Source organism: Streptomyces sp. NPDC055966, assembly GCF_042269865.1.
In the GTDB taxonomy this organism is placed as follows: Bacteria; Actinomycetota; Actinomycetes; order Streptomycetales; family Streptomycetaceae; genus Streptomyces.
The window spans coordinates 19,436-42,506 of record NZ_JBHJYK010000009.1 but is presented as its reverse complement, the minus strand read 5'-3'; the positions used below and the strand labels follow the sequence as shown (position 1 = coordinate 42,506).

The window sequence follows — 23,071 nt, the reverse complement described above, 5'->3', positions numbered from 1 at the left end:
ATGTCGAAACTCGGCAACCTCGGCGCTCGACTGCACCGCGGCGAGATCTCGTACGACTTCGTCGGCAAGCGCAAGCTCTGGTACGGCGTCTCCATCCTGATCACCATCACGGCCATCCTCGGCCTGGCGGTGCGCGGGCTGAACATGGGCATCGAGTTCAAGGGCGGTGCGGTCTTCACCACGCCGACCGGGATGAGTGCCTCGGTCACCCAGGCGGAGACGTACGCCAAGGACGCCTCCGGTCATGAGGCGATCGTGCAGAAGCTCGGCAACGGCAGCCTGCGCATCCAGATCGCCGGCATCGACACCGGCCAGTCCGACAAGATCAAGCAGGACCTGGCCAAGGACCTGAACCTCAACCCGGAGAAGCTCGCCGCCGACCTGGTCGGTCCGAGCTGGGGCCAGCAGATCGCGGACAAGGCCTGGGAGGGCCTGGCGATCTTCATGGTGCTCGTCGTGATCTACCTGGCCATCGCCTTCGAGTGGCGCATGGCCGTCGCGGCCCTCGTCGCGCTGATCCACGACATCACCATCACGACCGGGATCTACGCCCTGGTCGGCTTCGAGGTCACGCCCGGTACGGTCATCGGTCTGCTCACCATCCTCGGTTACTCGCTCTACGACACGGTCGTCGTCTTCGACAGCCTCAAGGAGCAGACGAAGGACATCACCAAGCAGACGCGCTTCACCTACAGCGACATCGCCAACCAGTCGATCAACGGCACCCTGGTCCGCTCCATCAACACCACGGTCGTCGCCCTGCTGCCGGTCGCCGGCCTGCTGTTCATCGGCGGCGGCTTCCTCGGCGCGGGCACGCTGAACGACATCTCGCTGTCGCTGTTCGTCGGCCTCGCGGCCGGTGCCTACTCCTCGATCTTCATCGCCACGCCGCTCGTCGCCGACCTCAAGGAGCGCGAGCCCGCGATGAAGGCCCTCAGGAAGCGGGTCCTGGCCAAGCGCGCCCAGGCCGCCACCGAGGAGGACCTCGCGGCCGACCGGGCCACCGCGGTGGACGACGACGATGACACCGCCCCCGCCGTCGTGGGCCCCCGCAACCAGCCCGCGTCCCGCACCCGCGGCCGCGGCCGACCCTCCGGGAAGCGACGATGACCGACATTCAGGAGCTGCTGCTCAGCCGTATCCGCGACGTCGCCGACTACCCCGAGCCCGGCGTGATGTTCAAGGACATCACCCCGCTCCTCGCGGACCCGGCCGCCTTCACGGCGCTCACGGACGCGCTCGCCGAGATCGCGGCCAACACCGGCGCGACCAAGATCGTCGGCCTGGAGGCCCGGGGCTTCATCCTCGGTGCCCCGGTCGCCGTCCGCGCGGGCCTAGGCTTCGTCCCGGTCCGCAAGGCGGGCAAGCTGCCCGGCGCGACCCTGCGCCAGGCCTACGACCTGGAGTACGGCTCGGCCGAGATCGAGGTGCACGCCGAGGACCTGACCTCCGGCGACCGCGTCCTGATCGTGGACGACGTCCTCGCGACCGGTGGTACGGCCGAGGCCGCGATCCACCTCATCCAGCGCGCCGGCGCCCAGGTCTCGGGCCTGGCGGTCCTCATGGAGCTGGGCTTCCTCGACGCCCGCGCCCGCCTGGCACCGGCCCTCGCGGAGGCCCCGCTGGAGGCACTGCTCCAGGTCTGACAGCCCCTGCCCGTTCGTCGTACGGCCGTCCCGGCACCGCTCCGGGGCGGCCGTACGCATGCGGCGGACGCCCGCGACGACCGCTTCCCGGCCACCTTCCGCACGCCCCCGGCACACCCGCGATCCACCTCCCGGAATCCGGCGGCGGCCGCCGGTGTTTGCCTGGTAGACGGTCCTCTCGGCGGCCTGAAGGCGATGACCAGCCGCAGGATCGCTACCATGGGGTCTCCGGAGCCTGACCGGGGGACCCGGATCGCGCACGAGGAGCCCTCTTGCCAGACGAGGCCCAGCCACTGACCGCCGCCAAGCCCGAGCCCGCCTCGGCGCCCGCGGCCAAGCCCGCGCCGAACGCGTCCGACGCGAAGAACGACACCCGCGGGCCGATCGAGCACGCCCAGTCCGCGCCCGTCGAGAAGGCTGCCGAGGCCACCCGTCCCAAGCCGGCCCCGCCCGAGCGCCCGGTGCAGCCGCCCGTGGTGCGCCAGCCCGCCGTCCAGAGCGCGCGCACCGGCTCCTCCAACCGCGTCCGCGCCCGCCTGGCCCGCCTCGGCGTGCAGCGCGCCAACCCGTACAACCCGGTCCTGGAGCCGCTGCTGCGGATAGTGCGCAGCAACGACCCCAAGATCGAGAACGCCACGCTCCGCCAGATCGAGCGCGCCTACCAGGTCGCCGAGCGCTGGCACCGCGGCCAGAAGCGCAAGAGCGGCGACCCGTACATCACGCATCCCCTCGCCGTGACCACGATCCTCGCCGAGCTGGGCATGGACCCGGCCACGCTGATGGCCGGCCTGCTGCACGACACCGTCGAGGACACCGAGTACGGCCTGGAGGACCTGCGCCGCGACTTCGGCGACGTGGTCACGCTGCTCGTCGACGGCGTCACCAAGCTGGACAAGGTCAAGTTCGGCGAGGCCGCGCAGGCCGAGACCGTGCGCAAGATGGTCGTGGCGATGGCCAAGGACCCGCGCGTCCTGGTCATCAAGCTCGCCGACCGCCTGCACAACATGCGCACCATGCGCTACCTCAAGCGCGAGAAGCAGGAGAAGAAGGCGCGCGAGACGCTGGAGATCTACGCTCCGCTCGCCCACCGCCTCGGCATGAACACCATCAAGTGGGAGCTGGAGGACCTCGCGTTCGCGATCCTCTACCCCAAGATGTACGACGAGATCGTGCGTCTGGTGGCCGAGCGGGCGCCGAAGCGCGACGAATACCTCGCGATAGTGACCGACGAGGTCCAGGCCGACCTGCGCGCCGCCCGCATCAAGGCGACCGTCACCGGCCGCCCGAAGCACTACTACAGCGTCTACCAGAAGATGATCGTCCGCGGCCGTGACTTCGCGGAGATCTACGACCTGGTGGGCATCCGTGTCCTGGTCGACACGGTCCGCGACTGCTACGCGGCCCTCGGCACCGTGCACGCGCGATGGAACCCGGTCCCCGGCCGGTTCAAGGACTACATCGCGATGCCCAAGTTCAACATGTACCAGTCGCTGCACACGACGGTCATCGGACCCAACGGCAAGCCGGTCGAGCTGCAGATCCGCACCTTCGACATGCACCGCCGCGCCGAGTACGGCATCGCCGCGCACTGGAAGTACAAGCAGGAGGCCGTGGCCGGCGCCTCCAAGGTGCGCACCGACGTGCCCAAGGCCTCCGGCAAGGACAAGGACGCCATCAACGACATGGCGTGGCTGCGGCAGTTGCTCGACTGGCAGAAGGAGACCGAGGACCCGGGCGAGTTCCTGGAGTCCCTGCGCTTCGACCTGTCGCGCAACGAGGTCTTCGTCTTCACCCCCAAGGGCGACGTCATAGCGCTCCCGGCCGGGGCCACCCCGGTCGACTTCGCGTACGCCGTCCACACCGAGGTCGGCCACCGCACCATAGGAGCGCGGGTCAACGGCAGGCTCGTACCGCTCGAATCCACCCTGGACAACGGCGACTTGGTGGAGGTCTTCACCTCCAAGGCGCCCGGCGCCGGGCCGTCCCGGGACTGGCTGGGCTTCGTCAAGTCGCCCCGCGCCCGCAACAAGATCCGCGCCTGGTTCTCCAAGGAGCGCCGGGACGAGGCGATCGAGCAGGGCAAGGACGCGATCGTCCGGGCGATGCGCAAGCAGAACCTGCCGATCCAGCGCATCCTCACCGGCGACTCCCTCGTCACGCTCGCGCACGAGATGCGCTACTCCGACATCTCCGCGCTGTACGCGGCGATCGGCGAGGGACACGTCTCCGCGCAGAACATCGTGCAGAAGCTCGTCCAGGCCCTCGGCGGCGAGGAGGCGGCCACCGAGGAGATCGACGAGGCGGTCCCGCCGTCCCGCAGCCGGGGCCGCAAGCGCCGCTCCAGCGCCGACCCGGGTGTCGTCGTCAAGGGCGTCGACGACGTGTGGGTCAAGCTGGCCCGCTGCTGCACGCCCGTGCCCGGCGACCCGATCATCGGCTTCGTCACGCGCGGCAGCGGCGTATCGGTTCACCGCAGCGACTGCGTCAACGTCGAGTCGCTCTCGCGCGAACCGGAGCGCATCCTCGACGTCGAGTGGGCGCCCACCCAGTCCTCGGTCTTCCTGGTCGCCATACAGGTCGAGGCGCTGGACCGCTCCCGGCTGCTGTCGGACGTCACACGCGTCCTGTCCGACCAGCACGTCAACATCCTCTCCGCGGCCGTCCAGACCTCCCGCGACCGGGTGGCCACCTCCCGGTTCACCTTCGAGATGGGCGACCCGAAGCACCTCGGCCATGTCCTGAAGGCCGTACGGGGCGTGGAGGGCGTGTACGACGTGTACCGCGTGACGTCGGGACGCAGCCGGTCGTAGCCGACAGGCCGTAGTCACACTCACGGACTCACGGACTCATGGACAGCTGAAAGGGCCCCGTACGCGCGTACGGGGCCCTTTCACGTAAGCAGCGGGGGGATTCAGCCGCCGAACTCCTGGAGGCCCTTCAGGGCCTGGTCCAGGAGCGCCTGGCGGCCCTCCAGCTCACGCTCCAGCTTGTCGGCCTTGGAGCCGTTGCCCTGGGCGCGGGCCTGCTCGATCTGCGCCTTCAGCTTGTCCACGGCGGCCTGGAGCTGACCGGTCAGACCCTCGGCACGCGCGCGTGCCTCCGGGTTGGTCCGGCGCCACTCGGTCTCCTCGGCGTCCTGGATCGCCCGCTCGACGGCGTGCATCCGGCCCTCGACCTTCGGCCGCGCGTCCCGCGGGACATGGCCGATGGCCTCCCAGCGCTCGTTGATCGAGCGGAACGCGGCCCGCACGGACTTCAGGTCGCCGATCGGCAGGAGCTTCTCGGCCTCCCCGGCCAGCTCCTCCTTCAGCTTCAGGTTCTCGGACTGCTCCGCGTCCCGCTCGGCGAACACCGAGCTGCGCGCGGCGAAGAAGACGTCCTGGGCGCCGCGGAAGCGGTTCCACAGGTCGTCCTCGTGCTCGCGCTGGGCGCGGCCCGCGGCCTTCCACTCCGCCATCAGCTCGCGGTAGCGGGCCGCCGTCGGACCCCAGTCCGTCGACCCCGACAGCGACTCGGCCTCGGCGACCAGCCGCTCCTTGATCTGGCGGGCCTCCTCGCGCTGCGCGTCCAGCTGCGCGAAGTGCGCCTTGCGCCGCTTGGAGAACGCCGACCGCGCGTGCGAGAAGCGGTGCCACAGTTCGTCGTCGGACTTGCGGTCCAGGCGCGGCAGACCCTTCCAGGTGTCCACCAGGGACCGCAGCCGCTCACCGGCGGCCCGCCACTGGTCGGACTGCGCCAGCTGCTCCGCCTCGACGACCAGGTCCTCCTTGGCCTTGCGGGCCTCGTCGGACTGCTTGGCCCGCTGCTGCTTGCGCTCCTCGCGGCGCGACTCGACGGTCTTCACGAGCTTGTCCAGCCGCTCGCGCAGGGCGGCCAGGTCGCCGACCGCGTGGTGCGCGTCCACCTGCTCGCGCAGGTGGTCGATCGCGGTCTGGGCGTCCTTCGCCGACAGGTCGGTGGTCTGCACTCGCTTCTCGAGGAGGCCGATCTCGACAACCAGGCCCTCGTACTTGCGCTCGAAGTAGGCAAGCGCCTCCTCAGGGGAGCCTGCCGCCCAGGAACCGACGACCTGCTCACCGTCGGCCGTACGCACGTACACGGTCCCCGTCTCGTCGACGCGGCCCCACGGGTCGCTGCTCACAGCGCCTCCTCCACATGATGCCTGGCGGGGGGTTTCGGGCCCCGGGCATCGTCCACAGTTTCGTCACGGCCAACATAGGCGACCGGCGGGCGGCCTGTCCGCATCCAGCGCGACCGAAATTCCGCAGCTGGCCGTCTTGGTCTTCAGGAATGTGTCAGGACTTCGACACCGTCGCCTTGTTGATCACAACGGTCGCGTTCGGCGCGGTGTTGCCCGAGGTCGGGTCGGCCGCCTGCGCGCCGGCCGCGGCGATCTTCTGCAGCACCTTCATGCCCGCGTCCGAGACGGTGCCGAAGGGCGTGTAGCTGGGCGGCAGCGGGCTGTCCTTGTAGACCAGGAAGAACTGGCTGCCGCCGGTGTGCTTCTGGCCGGTGTTGGCCATCGCCACCGTGCCCGCCGGGTACTTGTTGCCCTTCAGGCTGTTGTCCTTCAGGTTCTCGTCCGGGAGCGTGTAGCCCGGCCCGCCCATGCCGGTGCCCTGCGGGTCGCCGCACTGGAGCACGAAGATGCCGTCCGTCGTCAGACGGTGGCACTTGGTGTGGTCGAAGTAGCCCTGGCCCGCCAGGAAGTCGAACGAGTTCACCGTGTGCGGGGCCGCCGCCGTCTTCAGCGCGATGTCGATGTCACCGCACGTCGTCGCGAGCTTCATGCTGTAGTTCGCCGACGTGTCGATCGTCATCGCCGGCTCCTTCTTCCAGCTCAGCTTCTTCGCCGAGCCGGCCGCGGGCTTCGCGCACGGGTCCGGGGCCTTGCTGGTCGGCGTGGCGCTGGGCGTGACGCCGGCGGCGGTGTCCTTCTTGTCGTCGCCCTTCATCACGCCCGTCGTGTAGAGCGCGACGCTGCCGATCACGATCACGCCCAGTACCGACGCGATCACGGAGTTGCGCGTACGAGCCTTGCGGCGCGCCTGGGTGCGCCGCTGCTGCTGCCGCAAGAACTTCTCCCGGGCGAGCTGACGCCGCCGCTGCTCCTGGCTGACCACCGGGTTCTCTCCTCATGCGTGTCGTGTGTCGACCGGTACGCGTGCGGCTGTGTGCTTCTCGTGGGCCGACCGCCGCGTGTAGCCCCGTACGGTATATGGGTTCGCTGAGGAAACGGCAGCGCCGGTAGGCTCTGACTGCGGCTGACGCCGCCGGCAAGCCTTCCGCGAGCCGTCCGCAAGCCGTACCCCATCGACACAACGAAGGACGATCGTGCTCATTGCCGGGTTCCCCGCCGGGGCCTGGGGGACGAACTGTTACCTCGTCGCCCCCGCCCCCGGTGAGGAGTGCGTGATCATCGACCCGGGCCACCAGGCCGCCGAAGGCGTCGAGGAAGCACTGAAGAAGCATCGGCTCAAGCCCGTCGCCGTCGTCCTCACCCACGGCCACATCGATCACGTGGCCTCGGTCGTCCCGGTCTGCGGGGCCCACGACGTACCCGCCTGGATCCACCCCGAGGACCGGTTCATGATGAGCGACCCCGAGAAGGCGCTCGGCCGGTCGATCGGCATGCCGCTGATGGGCGAGCTGACCGTGGGGGAGCCGGACGACGTCCGCGAGCTGACCGACGGCACCAGCCTCGACCTGGCGGGAATGGAGTTCTCCGTCGCGCACGCGCCGGGCCATACCAAGGGGTCGGTGACCTTCCGGATGCCCGAGACCGCCGACATCCCGTCGGTGTTCTTCTCCGGGGATCTGCTGTTCGCCGGCTCCGTCGGACGCACCGACCTGCCGGGCGGATCCATGGCGGACATGGTCGAGTCGCTGGCCCGTGTGTGCCTGCCGCTCGACGACTCCACCGTGGTGCTGTCCGGCCACGGCCCCCAGACGACCATCGGCCAGGAGCGCGCCACCAACCCCTATCTGCGGCAGGTGGCGGTCGGCCAGGGAGCGGACGTGAACACCGCTCCCCGACGAGGAATGTGACGAGAGAGCCTTCCGTGAGTACCTTCCAGGCCCCCAAGGGCACCTACGACCTGATTCCGCCGGACTCCGCCACGTACCTCGCGGTGCGCGAGGCGATCGCCGCTCCGCTGCGCAACTCGGGTTACGGCTACATCGAGACACCCGGCTTCGAGAACGTCGAGCTCTTCGCGCGCGGTGTCGGCGAGTCCACCGACATCGTCACCAAGGAGATGTACGCCTTCGAGACCAAGGGCGGAGACAAGCTCGCCCTGCGCCCGGAGGGCACGGCCTCCGTGCTGCGCGCGGCCCTCGAAGCCAACCTGCACAAGTCGGGCAACCTCCCGGTCAAGCTCTGGTACTCCGGCTCGTACTACCGCTACGAGCGTCCGCAGAAGGGCCGTTACCGGCACTTCTCCCAGGTCGGCGCCGAGGCGCTCGGCGTGGAGGACCCGGCGGTCGACGCCGAGCTGATCATCCTGGCCGACCAGGCGTACCGCTCGCTGGGCCTGAGCAACTTCCGCATCCTGCTGAACAGCCTGGGCGACCAGGAGTGCCGGCCGGTGTACCGGACCGCGCTCCAGGACTTCCTGCGCGGCCTGGACCTCGACGAGGACACCCTGCGCCGCGCGGAGATCAACCCGCTGCGCGTCCTCGACGACAAGCGCGAGTCGGTCCAGAAGCAGCTCACGGGCGCCCCGCTGCTGCGCGACTACCTGTGCGACGCCTGCAAGGCGTACCACGAGGAGGTCCGCGAACTGCTGACCGACGCGGGCGTGGCCTTCGAGGACGACCCGAAGCTGGTGCGCGGTCTGGACTACTACACCCGCACCACGTTCGAGTTCGTGCACGACGGTCTGGGCTCCCAGTCCGCGGTGGGCGGCGGCGGCCGCTACGACGGTCTCTCCGAGATGATCGGCGGCCCCGCGCTGCCCTCGGTCGGCTGGGCCCTGGGTGTCGACCGCACGGTCCTCGCCCTGCAGGCGGAGGGCGTGCAGCTGGCCCTGCCGTCCACCACGTCGGTCTACGCCGTCCCGCTCGGCGAGGAGGCCCGCCGGCTGCTGTTCGCGAAGGTCACCGAGCTGCGCAAGGCCGGGGTCGCGGCGGACTTCTCGTACGGCGGCAAGGGCCTGAAGGGCGCCATGAAGAACGCCAACCGCAGTGGCGCCCGCTACGCCCTCGTGGCCGGCGAGCGCGACCTCGCCGAGGGCGTCGTCCAGCTCAAGGACATGGAGTCCGGCGAGCAGACGGCGATCGCGGTGGACGGGATCCTGGCCGAACTGCAGTCCCGGCTGGGCTAGTCGAACGGTGAGAGGGGCGCCGGAGGTCTCTCCGGCGCCCCTCTCGCTTTCACCGCTCCAGCAGGCCGTGACGCATCGCGCCGGTCACCCCCGACTTGCCGAAGATCTGACGGCGAGGCGGTCGGCGAGGAGGCGGATCAGGTCCCAGAACCGGCGGCGGGCGGCCGGGTCGAAGCCGGTGGTCGGCACGTCCGGGCGGCGCCGCTGACCGCCGGAGAGCGCCTTGACCCGGCTGCCGGGCTTGTCTTCCAGGCCGACCGGGCCGACGACCTGCTCCGGGTCGCGCGGGCGCGGGGAGGAGCGGGTGACGTGCCGCACCGTCTCGCGGACCGTCAACTCCACGGGCGCCGATTCGTCCTGCCGGACGATTCCCACCCGGGATCTCCACGCGCGCGTGCCCGTCGCCGGGACCGTGCCGAGAACGGACACCTCGCCGGCGTCCCGGGACCGGTTGCCCTGGAGGATCTCCACCGCGGTGGCCCGAGCAGACCGACCACCTCACCGCGCAGGATTCCCAGGTCGAGCCCGTCGACGGCGGTCCTGCCCCCGTACCGCTTGCACAGCCCCCCGGACGTCCACCGCTCGTTCGTTCGCGTGTGCTGTCATGCCCCCGGGCCTCGGCCGGAACCGAACGGTCCGTGACCACCGCGCGTACCTCCTTATGTCCTTCGAACGGTGGGCACACATGCGCGTGCGGCACAATGACCCGTGCCCGAAGTTGGTCCAAGTCTCAAGCGACGGAATCGGCGGATGAGCAAGACGACAGTCAAAGACGTCTCCACAGATCCCGGGTCCGAGCGTCCCGCCGACGCCCCCCGCACGGTGGGCGGCAGCCGCGCCTTCGCCCTGCTGCTGGTGATCACCGGCGCGGCCGGTCTGCTGGCGGCCTGGGTCATCACGCTCGACAAGAACAAGCTCCTCGAAGCGAAGATCGCGGGGAAGACGTTCACGCCGGGCTGCAGTGTCAACCCGATCGTGTCCTGCGGCAGCGTCATGGAGAGCAAGCAGGCGGCCGCCTTCGGCTTCCCGAACCCCTGGCTGGGCCTGGTCTGCTACGGCATCGTCGTCTGCGTCGGCATGAGCCTGCTGGGCCGTGCCCGCTTCCCGCGCTGGTACTGGCTGACCTTCAACGTCGGCACGCTCTTCGGTGTCTGCTTCGTCACCTGGCTCCAGTTCCAGTCCCTGTACCGGATCAACGCCCTGTGCCTGTGGTGCTCGCTGGCCTGGGTCGCCACGATCACCATGTTCTGGTACGTGACCTCGTTCAACGTCCGCAACGGCTTCCTGCCGGCGCCGGGCCGGCTGAAGCGGTTCCTCGGCGAGTTCACCTGGGTGATCCCGGTGACCCACTGCGGCATCATCGCCATGCTGATCCTGACCCGCTGGGGCAGCCAGCTCTGGGCCTGACCCGGACCGACCCGCGGCCGGAGCCGGGTTGTCAGTGCGGTGATTTAGGGTTTTGGACGTGGAACCCGACCTCTTCACCGCAGCGGCGGAAGAACGCCAGGAGAAGGACCCGGCAGGCAGCCCCCTGGCGGTGCGGATGCGCCCGCGCACCCTCGACGAGGTGGTGGGCCAGCAGCATCTGCTGAAACCCGGCTCCCCGCTGCGCCGGCTGGTCGGCGAGGGGTCCGGCGGCCCCGCCGGGCCCTCCTCGGTGATCCTCTGGGGCCCGCCGGGCACGGGCAAGACGACGCTGGCGTACGTCGTCTCCAAGGCGACGAACAAACGCTTCGTGGAACTCTCCGCGATCACCGCGGGGGTCAAGGAGGTCCGCGCGGTCATCGACGGGGCCCGCCGCGCCACCGGCGGCTTCGGCAAGGAGACCGTCCTCTTCCTGGACGAGATCCACCGCTTCAGCAAGGCCCAGCAGGACTCCCTGCTCCCGGCCGTCGAGAACCGCTGGGTGACGCTGATCGCGGCCACGACGGAGAATCCCTACTTCTCGGTGATCTCCCCGCTGCTCTCCCGCTCCCTCCTGCTCACGCTCGAACCGCTCACCGACGACGACATCCGGGGGCTGCTGGGGCGCGCCCTGAGCGACGAGCGCGGTCTGAAGGACGCCGTCGCCCTGCCCGACGACACCGCGGAGCACCTGCTGCGCATCGCCGGCGGCGACGCCCGCCGGGCCCTGACCGCCCTGGAGGCCGCCGCCGGCGCCGCTCTCGACCAGGGCGAGGGCGAGATCAGCCTGGAGACGCTGGAGCAGACCGTCGACCGGGCCGCGGTCAAGTACGACCGCGACGGCGACCAGCACTACGACGTCGCCAGCGCCCTCATCAAGTCCATCCGCGGCTCCGACGTCGACGCGGCCCTGCACTACCTGGCCCGCATGATCGAGGCCGGCGAGGACCCCCGCTTCATCGCCCGCCGCCTGATGATCTCCGCGAGCGAGGACATCGGCCTGGCCGACCCGAACGCCCTGCCCCTCGCGGTCGCCGCCGCCCAGGCCGTCGCCATGATCGGCTTCCCCGAGGCCGCCCTCACCCTCAGCCACACCACCATCGCGCTCGCCCTCGCCCCGAAGTCCAACGCGGCGACCACCGCGATCGGCGCCGCGATGGAGGACGTCCGGGCGGGCCTGGCCGGCCCGGTCCCGCCCCACCTGCGCGACGGGCACTACAAGGGAGCGGCCAAGCTCGGCCACGCGCAGGGATACGTGTACCCGCACGACCTGCCCGAGGGCATCGCCGAGCAGCAGTACGCCCCGGACGCCCTGAAGGACCGCACGTACTACACCCCGACCCGGCACGGGACCGAGGCCAGATACGCCGACGCGGTCGAGTGGACCAGGAAACACCTCGGTCGCAAGCGCTCCTGAGCACCCTGTAGACTGCCCCGAAGTGCTGAGTCCCGCGCTGTCAGAGCGGGACAGTCAGCCGGAGATCCGGTCCCTCGCGGACTGACTCCAGGAGCGTCGCGCACCGTCGATCGGTGTCGCGGGCAGCCCACCACCACTCGGAGTCCCGGGACGGTCGGTGGGCCACTCGCGTGCTGCACGTATGTGCCCAGACCAGGGAAGCGGCTGCCCGGCAGGTCCCTCGGGACCCGGCGGGTTTTCCCGGCTGCGGATGCGACCTCCCTAACCCTGACGAGCCGAACACTACGAAAGAGATTGAGACAGTGGCGAACCAGTCCCGCCCCAAGGTCAAGAAGTCGCGTGCCCTCGGCATCGCGCTGACCCCGAAGGCCGTCAAGTACTTCGAGGCCCGCCCCTACCCGCCGGGTGAGCACGGCCGTGGCCGCAAGCAGAACTCGGACTACAAGGTCCGTCTGCTGGAGAAGCAGCGTCTGCGCGCGCAGTACGACATCTCCGAGCGCCAGCTGGTCCGCGCCTACGAGCGTGCGTCCAAGGTCCAGGGCAAGACCGGTGAGGCCCTGATCGTGGAGCTCGAGCGCCGTCTCGACGCCCTGGTCCTGCGTTCGGGCATCGCCCGCACCATCTACCAGGCCCGTCAGATGGTCGTCCACGGCCACATCCAGGTCAACGGCCAGAAGGTCGACAAGCCGTCCTTCCGTGTCCGTCCGGACGACGTCGTGCAGGTCCGCGACCGCTCCAAGGAGAAGACGCTCTTCACGATCGCCCGTGAGGGTGGCTTCGCCCCCGAGGGCGAGACCCCGCGCTACCTCCAGGTGAACCTCAAGGCCCTGGCGTTCCGCCTGGACCGTGAGCCGAACCGCAAGGAGATCCCGGTGATCTGCGACGAGCAGCTCGTCGTCGAGTACTACGCCCGCTGATCCCAGCCCCGGCGTACGTTCTCAGCCCGCCGTCTCCCTGCCCGGTCCTGCCGGGCGGGCGAGGCGGCGGGTCTGCGTTTCCCGTCGTCCGAACGGTTCCGGCCGGTGGGGGCCGACCGCGCGGTTCCGCGCGTCCCCCGCGGGGCGCTCGTGCCCCAGCGCACGCGCCACCGCCGAGGCGCGGTCGAGCCGGGCCCCTTCCCGCACGCACTCCTCGTACCGCGCGTCCCCCAGCGCCTGCCGGGCCAGCGCCGCACAGCGCTCGTGCGGGGCGTCGAAGTACGCCGAGCCGAACAGCGGCAGCCCCACCGACGGCCACAGCCGGGCCGCCGCTCCCTGGAGCACGGCCGCCTCGGCCGCGTCGCCCTCGGTCACCGTCACCAGCGCCAGCAGCTCCAGCGTCAGCACCTCGGCGAGCAGATCACGGAACGCGTGGGCATGGCCCAGGCAGTCCGCCAGCAGCACCCGCGCGCGGGCCGGCTCGCCGTCCAGCCAGGCGGCGTACGCCAGCACGTACAGCGCGTACGAGCGCGCCCAGCGCTCCCCGTGGTCCTCGCACACCTGCCGTACGTCCTCGCACAACCGCACCGCGTCCGGCAGATCGCCCTGGAAGGCCCGGGTCATCGCCAGCTCGACCTGGGCCATCAGGACGTTGCTGTTCAGCTCGCCGATCTCCTGATAGCGCTCCAGCGCCGACCGCAGCAGCGTTTCTGCGCGCGCCATGTCGTCGCTGACCAGGGCCAGACATCCGGCGCGGTGCTCGGCGTACGCCACCGCCGTCGCATCCGCGGCCCGCTCCGCCTGCTCCCGGCACTCCCGCAGCGCCGCCAGCGCCGGCACGGTGTCGCCCTGGAGGATCGCCACGTAGCCGAGCACCCACAGCGCCTTCAGCCGGGACTGCTCGTACTCCGACTCCAGCTCCACGCCGCGCTCCAGCCAGCGGCGCCCCTCCGCGAGCCGCCCGCACCCGACCCAGCAGAACCACAGCGACCCCGCCAGGCACTGGCCGAGGTGCGCCTCGTCCGGCTCGGTCAGACAGAACTCCAGCGCCGCCCGCAGATTCGGCAGCTCCGCCTCGACCCGCTCGGCGATCTCGTGCTGCCGGGGCGAGAACCAGTCCAGCTCGCACCAGGTCGCGAGGCCCAGGTACCAGTCCCGGTGCAGCCTGCGCAGCCTGCCCGCGTCCCCGGCCGCCTCCAGCCAGTCGGCGCCGTAGGCCCGGACGGTGTCCAGCATCCGGTAGCGGGGGCCGGCCGGGGTGTCCTCGCGGGTCACCACGGACTGGACCAGCAGCGCCGACAGCACGTCGAGCACGTCCTCGGCGGGCAGCCCGTCCCCGCTGCACACGTACTCGGCCGCGTCCAGGTCGAAGGTCTGCGCGAACACCGACAGCCGCGCCCACAGCAGCCGTTCGGCCGGGGTGCACAGCTCGTGGCTCCAGCCGATCGCCGTGCGCAGCGTCTGATGCCGGGCGGGCGGCCCGCCGGGCACCGGGTGGGCGCCATCGCCGCGGGCGTCCGCGACCAGCAGCCGGAACCGGTCGTCCAGCCGCTGCACCAACTGCGCGGGGGACAGGGCTCGCACCCGCCCGGCCGCCAGCTCCAGCGCGAGCGGGATCCCCTCCAGCCGGCGGCACAGCTCGCGCACCTCGGGACCGTCGGACACCGTCAGCCCCTGCTCCCGGGCCCGGTCCGTGAACAGCTGCACCGCCTCGTCCGCGCCGAGCGGCGCCAGCGGGAACAGCCGCTCGCCCGCCAGCCCCAGCGGACGCCGGCCCGCGGCCAGCACCCTCAGCCGCGGCAGCTTGCGCAGCAGTTCCGCGGTCAGTTCGGCACAGGCTGCCGCCAGATGCTCGTACCCGTCCAGCACCAGCAGCACCGGGCGGCCGGCGAGGTGCTCCAGCAGCGTCTGGCGGGGCAGCCGGGCGGTGTGGTCGGTCAGCCCGAGCGCCTCCACCACCGCGTACTCCACGAACTGCGGATCCCGTACCGCCGCCAGCTCGACGCGCCCGGCCACGGCACCCGATGCGGCGCCCCATCCGGCGGCGGCCCGCGCGGCCAGCCGGGACTTGCCGACCCCGCCGGCCCCGGTCACGGTCACCAGCCGCGCCTCGCCGAGCGCCGCCGCCAGCCCGGCGAGTTCGGCCGTGCGCCCGACGAAAGTGGTCAGTTCCAGGGGCGGATCACCGTCGGGGAAGGGGTCTGGGCGCTGAGGACCTCGCATGGGACACGGAGCGTACTGAAGTGTGTTCATTCCGTACAATCGCTTCCCGCAACTCCGTCCGCACCACCCGGTAATCCGGTACGGAGCCCCGGCCCCGGCGCGATAGGCTCGGGACGCTGGTTTTCGATGTTTTCGATGTTGAGGCACGTTTCAGGGAGCGGGTGCGCACAGTGTCCGGTGGAGAGGTGGCCGGGATCCTGGTGGCCGTCTTCTGGGCGATCCTGGTCTCCTTCCTCGCGGTGGCACTCGCGAGGCTGGCCCAGACGCTCAAGGCGACCACCAAGCTCGTGGCGGACGTGACCGAACAGGCCGTCCCGCTGCTCGCCGACGCCTCCCAGGCGGTGCGCTCCGCGCAGACCCAGATCGACCGCGTCGACGCGATCGCCACGGACGTCCAGGAGGTCACGTCGAACGCCTCCGCGCTGTCGACCACCGTCGCCTCCACCTTCGGCGGCCCGCTGGTCAAGGTCGCGGCCTTCGGCTACGGCGTGCGCCGGGCGCTGGGCGGCCGCAAGGAGGACGTGCCCGCCAAGGCGCCCCGGCGTACCGTGATCGTGGGCCGCACGGTCCCCGCCGCGCGACGCAAGCGGAAGTAAGGACTGAGACCGAGCGATGTTCCGTCGTACGTTCTGGTTCACCACCGGCGTCGCCGCCGGTGTGTGGGCCACCACCAAGGTCAACCGCAAGCTGAAGCAGCTGACCCCGGAGAGCCTCGCCGCCACCGCGGCCAACAAGGCCCTGGAGACCGGTCATCGGCTGAAGGACCGCGCGGTGGGCTTCGCGCTCGACGTCCGCGACAACATGGCCGTGCGGGAGGCCGAGCTGGAGGAGGCCCTCGGGATCCACGAGGACCCCGAACTCCCGGCCCCCCGGCGCCTCACCGCCATCGAGGCGAGCCCGGGCATCAACCGCACCCCACCGAAGTACATCGAAGCCCCTATGTACTCGTACAACCGGAATGAGGACCACTGATGGAGTCGGCTGAGATCCGCCGCCGCTGGCTGAGCTTCTTCGAGGAGCGCGGGCACACCGTCGTGCCTTCGGCGTCGCTCATCGCGGACGACCCGACTCTGCTCCTCGTCCCCGCCGGCATGGTGCCCTTCAAGCCCTACTTCCTGGGCGAGGTCAAGCCGCCGTTCGACCGCGCCACCAGCGTGCAGAAGTGCGTGCGCACGCCGGACATCGAAGAGGTCGGCAAGACCACGCGCCACGGCACGTTCTTCCAGATGTGCGGCAACTTCTCCTTCGGCGACTACTTCAAGGAAGGCGCCATCACCTACGCCTGGGAGCTGCTCACCAGCCCCCAGGACAAGGGTGGTTACGGCCTGGAGCCGGAGAAGCTCTGGATCACCGTGTACAAGGACGACGACGAGGCCGAGCGCATCTGGCACGAGGTCGTCGGTGTGCCGAAGGAGCGCATCCAGCGCCTCGGCATGAAGGACAACTACTGGTCCATGGGCGTCCCCGGCCCCTGCGGCCCCTGCTCCGAGATCAACTACGACCGCGGCCCCGAGTTCGGCGCCGAGGGCGGTCCCGCCGTCAACGACGAGCGGTACGTGGAGATCTGGAACCTCGTCTTCATGCAGTTCGAGCGCGGCGAGGGCATCGGCAAGGACAACTTCGAGATCCTCGGCGAACTGCCGAGCAAGAACATCGACACGGGCCTCGGCCTGGAGCGCCTCGCCATGATTCTGCAGGGCGTGCAGAACATGTACGAGATCGACACCTCCATGGCCGTCATCGACAAGGCCACCGAGCTGACCGGCGTCCGCTACGGCGACGCCCACGCCTCGGACGTCTCCCTGCGCGTGGTCACCGACCACATGCGCACGTCGGTGATGCTCATCGGCGACGGCGTCACCCCCGGCAACGAGGGCCGCGGCTACGTCCTGCGCCGCATCATGCGCCGTGCCATCCGCAACATGCGCCTGCTCGGTGCCACCGGTCCGGTCGTCCAGGACCTGATCGACACCGTGATCCACATGATGGGCCAGCAGTACCCCGAGCTGATCACCGACCGCGAGCGCATCGAGAAGGTCGCCCTCGCCGAGGAGAACGCCTTCCTCAAGACGCTGAAGGCCGGCACCAACATCCTCGACACCGCCGTCACCGAGACCAAGCAGTCCGGTGGCACGGTCCTCTCCGGCGACAAGGCCTTCCTGCTCCACGACACCTGGGGCTTCCCGATCGACCTCACCCTCGAAATGGCCGCCGAGCAGGGGCTGTCCGTGGACGAGGACGGCTTCCGCCGCCTGATGAAGGAGCAGCGGGAGCGCGCCAAGGCCGACGCCCAGGCCAAGAAGACCGGGCACGCCGGCGCCGGTGCCTACCGGGAGATCGCCGACAAGGTCGGCGAGACCGACTTCATCGGCTACTCCGACACCGAGGGCGAGTCCACGATCGTCGGCATCCTGGTCGACGGCGCCTCCTCGCCGGCCGCCACCGAGGGCGACGAGGTCGAGATCGTCCTCGACCGCACCCCGTTCTACGCCGAGGGCGGCGGCCAGATCGGCGACACGGGCCGGATCAAGGTCGACTCCGGTGCCGTCATCGAGGTCCGCGACTGCCAGAAGCCGGTCCCGGGGGTGTACGTCCACAAGGGCGTCGTCCAGGTCGGCGAGGTCACCGTGGGCGCCAAGGCCCACGCCTCGATCGACAACCGCCGCCGCAAGGCCATCGCCCGCGCCCACTCCGCCACCCACCTGACCCACCAGGCGCTGCGCGACGCCCTCGGCCCCACGGCCGCCCAGGCCGGTTCCGAGAACCAGCCCGGCCGCTTCCGCTTCGACTTCGGCTCCCCGTCCGCCGTTCCCACGGCCGTGATGACCGACGTCGAGCAGAAGATCAACGAGGTGCTGGCCCGCGATCTCGACGTGCACGCCGAGATCATGGGCATCGACGAGGCCAAGAAGCAGGGCGCCATCGCCGAGTTCGGCGAGAAGTACGGCGAGCGCGTCCGCGTCGTGACCATCGGCGACTTCTCCAAGGAGCTGTGCGGCGGCACGCACGTGCACAACACCGCCCAGCTGGGCCTGGTGAAGCTGCTCGGCGAGTCGTCCATCGGTTCCGGTGTCCGCCGTATCGAGGCCCTCGTCGGTGTGGACGCCTACAACTTCCTCGCCCGGGAGCACACGGTCGTCGCCCAGCTCCAGGAGCTGATCAAGGGCCGTCCGGAGGAGCTTCCGGAGAAGGTCTCCGCCATGCTCGGCAAGTTGAAGGACGCCGAGAAGGAGATCGAGAAGTTCCGCGCCGAGAAGGTGCTCCAGGCCGCCGCCGGTCTCGCCGAGTCGGCCAAGGACGTGCGCGGTGTGGCCGTCGTCACCGGTCAGGTCCCGGACGGCACCACGCCGGACGACCTGCGCAAGCTGGTCCTCGACGTGCGCGGCCGCATCCAGGGCGGCCGGGCCGCGGTTGTGGCCCTTTTCACGGTCACGGGCGGCAAGCCGCTGACCGTCATCGCCACCAACGAGGCCGCCCGCGAGCGTGGTCTCAAGGCCGGTGACCTGGTCCGCACCGCCGCCAAGACCCTCGGCGGCGGCGGTGGCGGCAAGCCGGACGTCGCCCAGGGCGGCGGCCAGAACCCGGCCGCCGTGGGCGAGGCCGTCGACGCCGTCGAGCGCCTCGTCGCCGATACCGCCAAGTAACGGGCACGCAAGGAAACGGTCAGAAATGCGCAGAGGACGTCGACTCTCGATCGACGTCGGGGATGCCCGGATCGGGGTCGCCTCGTGCGACCCCGATGGGATCCTCGCCACACCGGTGGAGACGGTCCCCGGCCGCGACGTCCCCGCCGCCCACCGTCGGCTGCGGCAGCTGGTGGAGGAGTACGAACCGATCGAGGTCGTCGTCGGCCTTCCTCGCTCCCTCAAGGGAAGCGAGGGCCCGGCCGCGGTCAAGGTCCGGGCCTTCGCCCAGGAGTTGGCCAAGGGCATCAAGCCGGTGCCGGTCCGCCTGGTGGACGAGCGGATGACGACCGTGACGGCCAGTCAGGGACTGCGTGCTTCGGGGGTGAAATCGAAGAAGGGCCGCTCGGTCATCGACCAGGCCGCCGCTGTGATCATCCTCCAGCAAGCCCTCGAATCCGAACGGGTGTCAGGTAAAGCACCGGGCGAGGGCGTCGAAGTGGTCATCTGATCGCGATACGGTAACGTTCCGCGCGATGTGCCGGTGTTCGAACAGCCGGGACACAAGAAGAGGCGGAACGGAAGCCGGCCCACCGGCCACGTGACCGCTCGGCCTCGCGGCTCTAGGGGATCGATGACTGAGTATGGCCGGGGCCAAGGCTCCGAACCGTGGCATCCGCAGGACCCGTTGTACGGGGACGGCGGATGGGGAGGGCAGCAGCCGCACGACGGCTCGCAGCCCTACGGCGGCCAGCCGCAGCACTACCCCCAGCAGCCGCAGCAGCACGGCGGCTGGAGCCAGGGGCAGCAGCCCGGATACGGCCATGAGCAGTACCCGTACTACGACGAGCAGGGTCAGCAGCAGTACGCCGGTCACGCCCAGCAGCAGTACCAGCAACAGGGCGGCTGGGACGCGACCGGCACCCACGGTCAGGTCCCGTACGCACCCGACCCCGGCGACCCCTACGGCCGGCAGCCCGGTGGCTACGGCGGGCAACAGCCCGATTTCTACGGCACCGACGACGCCTACCCGCCGCCGGAGCCGCCCGGCCGCAGGCGCCCCGAGCCGGATCCGGAGCTCGATCCCGACGCCGTGCCCGAGGAGGAGACCCACCCCTTCTTCACGGGCGCCGACGATGACGACGACGATGACGATGCGCACGAACTCGCCGACCGGTCGGAGCGGCGCGGCAAGGGCAAGGGCAAGGGCAAGAAGCCTGCCAAGAAGAAGAAACGGCGCACCGGCTGCGCCTGCATGGTGGTCGTCCTGGTCTTCGGCGGCGGCCTCGGCGGAGTCGGATATTTCGGCTACAAGTTCTACCAGAACCGTTTCGGCACGGCCCCGGACTACGCGGGCAGCGGCAACGGCGAACAGATCACGGTCGTCATCCCCAAGGGCGCCGGCGGCTGGACGATCGGTGACAAGCTGAAGGAGGCGGGTGTCGTCGAGAGCGCGGCCGCGTTCGTCTCCGCGATGCAGGCGAACCCGGACGGCAAGACGCTCCAGGACGGCGTCTACACGCTGCAGAAGCACATGTCCGCCGCGAGCGCGGTGCAACTGATGCTCAGCCCGAAGAGCCGCAGCAACCTCATCATCGCCGAGGGCCTGCGCAACACGGCGGTGTACGACCTCATCGACACGCGCCTCGGCGTGGCGGCGGGCACCACGGCGGGCATCGCCAAGAAGGACTACAAGCAGCTGGGTCTGCCCGCCTGGGCACTGAACCACCCGAACCTCAAGGACCCGCTGGAGGGCTTCCTCTATCCCTCCAGCTACGCGGTGACCAAGGGCCAGAAACCCGAGGACGTCCTCAAGAGCATGGTGTCCCAGGCCAGCTCCAAGTACCAGGAACTGGGCCTGGCGGACAAGGCCAAGTCGCTGGGCCTCGACAGCCCCTGGCAGTTGCTCACCGTGGCGAGCCTGGCGCAGGCCGAGGGCACGAGCCACGACGACTTCCGCAAGATGGCCGAAGTCGTCTACAACCGCCTCCAGCCCGACAACCCGCAGACCTACGGGCGGCTGGAGTTCGACTCCACGTACAACTACGTGAAGAACCAGAGCAAGATCGACCTGAGCGTCACCGAGCTGCGCAAGTACGACAACCCGTACAACACGTACTTCACGAAGGGCCTGCCGCCGGGCCCCATCGACAACCCCGGCGAGGAGGCCATCCAGGGGGCGCTCAACCCGACGCACGACGGTTGGTACTACTTCATCTCGATGGACGGCAAGACCAGCCAGTTCACCAAGACGCTCGCCGAGCACGAGAAGTTGGTCAACGAGTGGAACGCGTCCAGGAACAAGGGCTGAGAACAATCCATGGCAGTGAAGACGACTGACGCCCGCCGGGCGGCCGTTCTCGGCAAGCCCATCGGTCACTCCCTCTCCCCGGTGCTGCACCGGGCGGCGTACGACGAGCTCGGGCTCACCGAGTGGTCGTACGAGCGCTTCGAGGTCGACGAGGCCGCACTGCCCGGCTTCTTCGACACGCTCGGGCCGGAGTGGGCGGGCCTGTCCCTGACCATGCCGCTCAAGCGGGCGGTCATCCCGCTGCTGGACGAGATCAGCGAGACGGCCGCCTCGGTCGACGCGGTCAACACCGTTGTCTTCACCGAGGACGGCCGCCGCCGCGGCGACAACACCGATGTCCCGGGCATCGTGGCCGCCCTGCGCGAGCACGGCATCGCACAGGTCGACTCCGCCGCGATCCTCGGCGCCGGCGCCACAGCCTCCTCCGCCCTCGCCGCCCTCGCCCGGATCTGCACCGGCGAGATCACCGTCTACGTCCGCAGCGAGGACCGCGCCGCCGAGATGCGGCAGTGGGGCCAGCGGCTCGACGTGGACGTCCGTACGGCGGACTGGGCCGACGCCGGGCAGGCGCTGCACGCCCCGCTGGTCGTCGCCACCACGCCCGCCGGCACCACCGACGCTCTGGCCGCCGCCGTCCCCGAGCGCCCCGCGACCCTCTTCGACGTGCTCTACGACCCCTGGCCCACCGAGCTGGCGGCCCGCTGGTCCATGTTCGGCGGCGCCGTGGTCAGCGGCCTCGACCTGCTGGTCCACCAGGCCGTCCTCCAGGTCGAGCAGATGACCGGCCGCTCCCCGGCGCCGCTGGAGGCCATGCGGCACGCCGGTGAGAAGGCGCTCGCCGCGCACTGAGCGCCCGCCCGCGCGTCCGCTTGCTGGACCGGCGGCCGGACAACCGCGCCGGACGTGGGAGGATCAGAGGTGGCGTACCGGGGTCGCGCACCCGGTGACGCCGTCGCCGTACGCGAGGACGCGCGTACGCAGGGCAGTACCGGGCGCGAGCACTGAGGAGCAGACCGTTGAGCAGGCTGCGTTGGCTGACCGCGGGGGAGTCCCACGGTCCCGCACTTGTCGCGACGCTGGAGGGTCTTCCCGCCGGCGTGCCGATCACCACGGAGATGGTGGCGGACCACCTCGCGCGGCGGCGGCTCGGTTATGGCCGCGGTGCGCGCATGAAGTTCGAGCGGGACGAGGTCACCTTCCTGGGCGGCGTCCGGCACGGTCTGACCCTCGGCTCCCCGGTCGCGATCATGGTGGGCAACACCGAGTGGCCCAAGTGGGAGCAGGTCATGGCGGCCGACCCGGTCGACCCCGAGATCCTCGCCGGGCTCGCCCGCAACGCGCCGCTGACCCGGCCCCGCCCCGGCCACGCCGACCTGGCGGGCATGCAGAAGTACGGCTTCGACGAGGCCCGTCCGATCCTGGAGCGCGCCTCCGCCCGCGAGACGGCCGCCCGGGTGGCGCTCGGCGCGGTCGCCCGGTCGTACCTGAAGGAGACGACGGGCATCGAGATCGTCTCGCACGTGGTCGAGCTGGCCTCCGCCAAGGCCCCGCAGGGCGTCTACCCGACCCCGGCCGACGTCGAGAAGCTGGACGCCGACCCGGTGCGCTGCCTGGACGCGGACGCCTCCAAGGCGATGGTCGCGGAGATCGACCAGGCCCACAAGGACGGCGACACGCTCGGCGGCGTGGTCGAGATCCTGGCCTACGGCGTGCCGGTGGGCCTCGGCTCGCACGTGCACTGGGACCGCAAGCTGGACGCCCGGCTGGCCGGCGCCCTCATGGGCATCCAGGCGATCAAGGGCGTCGAGATCGGCGACGGCTTCGAGCTGGCGCGGGTGCCGGGCTCGCGGGCGCACGACGAGATCGTCAGGACCGACGAGGGCATCCGGCGGGTCTCCGGCCGCTCCGGCGGTACCGAGGGCGGCCTGAGCACCGGCGAGCTGCTGCGCGTGCGCGCCGCGATGAAGCCGATCGCGACCGTGCCGCGCGCCCTGAAGACGGTCGACGTGACCACCGGCGAGGCCACCCAGGCGCACCACCAGCGCTCCGACGTCTCCGCCGTGCCGGCCGCCGGCATCGTCGCCGAGGCCATGGTCGCGCTGGTGCTGGCCGACGCGGTCGCGGAGAAGTTCGGCGGCGACAGCGTGGCCGAGACCAGCCGCAACGTCCGGTCGTACCTCGACAACCTCCACATCCGGTGAGCAC

18 protein-coding genes and 1 pseudogene are annotated in these 23,071 nt (G+C 70.6%); 15 read left to right on the top strand and 4 right to left on the bottom strand.

Annotated features, from left to right (window positions below; genetic code table 11):
• The 3 genes from secF (at position 1) to relA (ending at position 4,456) form a co-directional block, all read left to right on the top strand.
• On the top strand, positions 1-1,110 hold the full coding sequence (secF, locus tag ACFC8N_RS20220) for a protein translocase subunit SecF (protein WP_356021990.1): 1,110 nt from the start codon (positions 1-3) through the stop codon (positions 1,108-1,110).
• Positions 1,107-1,646 carry an adenine phosphoribosyltransferase gene (locus ACFC8N_RS20215; protein WP_356021988.1) on the top strand — a complete coding sequence of 180 codons (540 nt, stop codon included), beginning with the start codon at positions 1,107-1,109 and terminating at the stop codon, positions 1,644-1,646. Before secF ends, ACFC8N_RS20215 begins: the two co-directional genes overlap by 4 nt.
• A gap of 272 nt (positions 1,647-1,918) precedes the next feature.
• Positions 1,919-4,456, top strand: coding sequence for a GTP pyrophosphokinase (gene relA, locus ACFC8N_RS20210; RefSeq protein WP_356021986.1), 2,538 nt, complete (start codon positions 1,919-1,921; stop codon positions 4,454-4,456).
• A 101-nt stretch (positions 4,457-4,557) separates the two neighbouring features.
• Here relA and ACFC8N_RS20205 read toward each other — a convergent pair whose 3' ends face one another.
• Both ACFC8N_RS20205 and ACFC8N_RS20200 read right to left on the bottom strand, forming a co-directional pair.
• Complete coding sequence (locus ACFC8N_RS20205; protein ID WP_356021984.1) at positions 4,558-5,787, bottom strand: DUF349 domain-containing protein; 1,230 nt, start codon at positions 5,785-5,787, stop codon at positions 4,558-4,560.
• A gap of 154 nt (positions 5,788-5,941) precedes the next feature.
• Positions 5,942-6,769 (bottom strand): peptidylprolyl isomerase, encoded by an 828-nt coding sequence (locus tag ACFC8N_RS20200; RefSeq protein ID WP_356021982.1) that lies wholly within the window; start codon positions 6,767-6,769, stop codon positions 5,942-5,944.
• A gap of 211 nt (positions 6,770-6,980) precedes the next feature.
• Here ACFC8N_RS20200 and ACFC8N_RS20195 point away from each other — a divergent pair, with 211 nt between their 5' ends.
• On the top strand, positions 6,981-7,694 hold the full coding sequence (locus tag ACFC8N_RS20195; protein WP_356021980.1) for an MBL fold metallo-hydrolase: 714 nt from the start codon (positions 6,981-6,983) through the stop codon (positions 7,692-7,694).
• A 14-nt stretch (positions 7,695-7,708) separates the two neighbouring features.
• Complete coding sequence (gene hisS, locus ACFC8N_RS20190) at positions 7,709-8,971, top strand: histidine--tRNA ligase (RefSeq protein ID WP_356021978.1); 1,263 nt, start codon at positions 7,709-7,711, stop codon at positions 8,969-8,971.
• A gap of 120 nt (positions 8,972-9,091) precedes the next feature.
• Here hisS and ACFC8N_RS20185 read toward each other — a convergent pair.
• Positions 9,092-9,577: pseudogene (locus ACFC8N_RS20185) on the bottom strand (ATP-binding cassette domain-containing protein); the annotation flags it as partial.
• A 144-nt stretch (positions 9,578-9,721) separates the two neighbouring features.
• On the opposite strand from ACFC8N_RS20185, the gene ACFC8N_RS20180 reads away from it, so the two are divergent.
• The 3 genes from ACFC8N_RS20180 to rpsD all read left to right on the top strand — a co-directional run bounded on the left by ACFC8N_RS20180 (position 9,722) and on the right by rpsD (position 12,709).
• On the top strand, positions 9,722-10,378 hold the full coding sequence (locus ACFC8N_RS20180) for a vitamin K epoxide reductase family protein (RefSeq protein ID WP_356036852.1): 657 nt from the start codon (positions 9,722-9,724) through the stop codon (positions 10,376-10,378).
• A gap of 58 nt (positions 10,379-10,436) precedes the next feature.
• Positions 10,437-11,792 (top strand): replication-associated recombination protein A, encoded by a 1,356-nt coding sequence (locus ACFC8N_RS20175; protein ID WP_356036849.1) that lies wholly within the window; start codon positions 10,437-10,439, stop codon positions 11,790-11,792.
• A gap of 302 nt (positions 11,793-12,094) precedes the next feature.
• The gene (rpsD, locus tag ACFC8N_RS20170; protein ID WP_031161776.1) at positions 12,095-12,709 is read left to right on the top strand and encodes a 30S ribosomal protein S4; all 615 of its coding nucleotides are present in this window, start codon (positions 12,095-12,097) and stop codon (positions 12,707-12,709) included.
• A gap of 21 nt (positions 12,710-12,730) precedes the next feature.
• Here rpsD and ACFC8N_RS20165 read toward each other — a convergent pair whose 3' ends face one another.
• Positions 12,731-14,932 carry a regulator gene (locus ACFC8N_RS20165; protein ID WP_362822772.1) on the bottom strand — a complete coding sequence of 734 codons (2,202 nt, stop codon included), beginning with the start codon at positions 14,930-14,932 and terminating at the stop codon, positions 12,731-12,733.
• A 161-nt stretch (positions 14,933-15,093) separates the two neighbouring features.
• On the opposite strand from ACFC8N_RS20165, the gene ACFC8N_RS20160 reads away from it, so the two are divergent.
• From ACFC8N_RS20160 to aroC, 7 genes are all read left to right on the top strand, one after another.
• Positions 15,094-15,528 (top strand): DUF948 domain-containing protein, encoded by a 435-nt coding sequence (locus ACFC8N_RS20160; protein WP_356036844.1) that lies wholly within the window; start codon positions 15,094-15,096, stop codon positions 15,526-15,528.
• A gap of 16 nt (positions 15,529-15,544) precedes the next feature.
• Positions 15,545-15,904 (top strand): hypothetical protein, encoded by a 360-nt coding sequence (locus tag ACFC8N_RS20155; protein WP_376288932.1) that lies wholly within the window; start codon positions 15,545-15,547, stop codon positions 15,902-15,904.
• A complete protein-coding gene (alaS, locus tag ACFC8N_RS20150) occupies positions 15,904-18,576 on the top strand; it encodes an alanine--tRNA ligase (protein ID WP_356036839.1) in 2,673 nt (890 codons plus the stop codon). Before ACFC8N_RS20155 ends, alaS begins: the two co-directional genes overlap by 1 nt.
• A 25-nt stretch (positions 18,577-18,601) precedes the next feature.
• Positions 18,602-19,066 carry a Holliday junction resolvase RuvX gene (ruvX, locus tag ACFC8N_RS20145; RefSeq protein WP_356036836.1) on the top strand — a complete coding sequence of 155 codons (465 nt, stop codon included), beginning with the start codon at positions 18,602-18,604 and terminating at the stop codon, positions 19,064-19,066.
• Between the two features lie 123 nt (positions 19,067-19,189).
• Complete coding sequence (gene mltG / locus ACFC8N_RS20140) at positions 19,190-20,866, top strand: endolytic transglycosylase MltG (RefSeq protein WP_356036833.1); 1,677 nt, start codon at positions 19,190-19,192, stop codon at positions 20,864-20,866.
• A 9-nt stretch (positions 20,867-20,875) separates the two neighbouring features.
• Positions 20,876-21,715 (top strand): shikimate dehydrogenase, encoded by an 840-nt coding sequence (locus ACFC8N_RS20135; RefSeq protein WP_356036830.1) that lies wholly within the window; start codon positions 20,876-20,878, stop codon positions 21,713-21,715.
• A gap of 167 nt (positions 21,716-21,882) precedes the next feature.
• Positions 21,883-23,067 carry a chorismate synthase gene (gene aroC / locus ACFC8N_RS20130; protein ID WP_356036828.1) on the top strand — a complete coding sequence of 395 codons (1,185 nt, stop codon included), beginning with the start codon at positions 21,883-21,885 and terminating at the stop codon, positions 23,065-23,067.
• Positions 23,068-23,071: the final 4 nt, after the last annotated feature.